This is a genomic window from Streptococcus sp. DD11, assembly GCF_001578865.1.
Lineage (GTDB): Bacteria > Bacillota > Bacilli > Lactobacillales > Streptococcaceae > Streptococcus > Streptococcus panodentis.
Genome location: NZ_KQ969393.1, coordinates 237,705 through 239,242, shown reverse-complemented (window position 1 = coordinate 239,242; position 1,538 = coordinate 237,705). Strand labels below are relative to the sequence as shown.

At 51.0% G+C, this 1,538-nt stretch carries 2 protein-coding genes; both read right to left on the bottom strand.

Features of this window, described 5'->3' with window-relative positions:
- Positions 1 to 457: class I SAM-dependent methyltransferase (locus tag STRDD11_RS04440; protein WP_128836289.1), on the bottom strand; the 457-nt coding region annotated here is incomplete at its 3' end.
- A gap of 200 nt (positions 458 to 657) precedes the next feature.
- The coding region (locus STRDD11_RS04435) for an MSCRAMM family protein (protein WP_128836287.1) at positions 658 to 1,538 on the bottom strand (881 nt) is incomplete at its 5' end.

Here is a 1,538-nt window from a genome sequence, read left to right as displayed (position 1 = left end):
CAAAGCTATTATCCGCAAAGGGCAGGTCCTCGGCACAGGCATTAAACAGATGCAGATGGGTCTTTTGGGACCAAGCCTTTTGGCATTTTTTCAGCATGCCCATGGAAATATCTGCTCCGACCAAGTCCAAGCTTTTCAGGTCGACTCCCTTGGGAAGATAGCGCAGGTCAGAGCCTGTCCCGATAGATACGTAGAGGACAGATAAGCCATTTTGCCACTCAATCTCCTCCATCAGCTCTCTCCTCATCTGAGTCAGGCTATTGCCATAGACCAGACGGCCAAACCACCTCTCACCTATATCATACCAGCGGGATAGTTTGTTATACATGGTCATGTACTTGGCATTATCACCGGAGAGATAGTCTGGATTCAGAGCCAGATAAATCTCTCCCTCTTTTTGGAAATCCTCTAATTTCAAGCCTGGTTTGAGTTTGTCTTGCAGTTTTGATTCTGTCATATGTCATCTTCCTTTCCTATTTGCTAACTATTATAGAAGATTCCGAGCTAAAAGCAAGAGCTTAGCGCTAAGTGGTCAAAAAGAATCAGCAAGCGGCAGAGAAAGCCCTGTGAGCTGCAGGCCTCTTTCGAAACATCTAGGGTACAGCAGGCCGGTCTGCAAAAAAACAAGCGCTAATATCTTAGCACTTGTTTCTGTGATTATTTAGACAATCGCACCCTGCAGCAGAGACCGCCAAGTGCCAAAAGAACCAGACCTGCCATGACCAGAGTCAGGCTGTCCGCAGAGCCCGTCGCCGGGAGAACCTTTTTCGATTTCCCTTGTCCTCTGCCTGTTTGGTCAGGGTCACCCGCTTGATCTGAACTGCCAGAGTTGCCAGGGTCATTCTGGCTGCCGGAATGATTGCCGTCTCCGGAGTTGTTCTTGTCGTCGGATGGATCCGATTTGTCAGAGTCGGGGTTCAGCTGGTCGGTAATAACCAGCTTGCCGTCCTTGTATTCCACAGCATTGCTGTTGGCATCCAGAACGGTCACTGTACCGTCGGCATTGACTTGGAAGGTAATATCCGTCACAGCAAGGTAGCCGGTCGGAGCTGCTTCCTCATGGAGAGTATAGATGCCCGGCGCCAAGTCAATCTCATGAGATTGGCCGGCTTCCGAAGTCCATGCCTCAGCAGGAGTTCCGGCTGCCTCCTTGCCTTTGAAGATTTGAATCTGCGCTCCGGCAATTTCCTCACCGCCGACATTGACCTTGCTGAAAGTCACCTTGCGCGGCAAATCATCATCCTTATCAGTAACGGTCAATGTTGAGCCGGCAGCGACAGCTTGATTGCTTTCGCCCTTGGCATCTTTTTCCCCGATATTGCTCACCGTCACTGTACCGTCAGCCTTGACCTCAAAGGTAATATCTGTCACTTTCAGGTAGCCGGTCGGAGCTGCTTCCTCGTGGAAAGTGTAGGTTCCGGCTTCCAGCTCCAGCTCTTTGCTGGCATTTGCTTCCGACGTCCAGCTGGCAACTGCTGTGCCCTCTGCCGTGCTCCCCTTGAAAATCTGAATCTGCGCTCCGGCAATCTCCTGCCCGC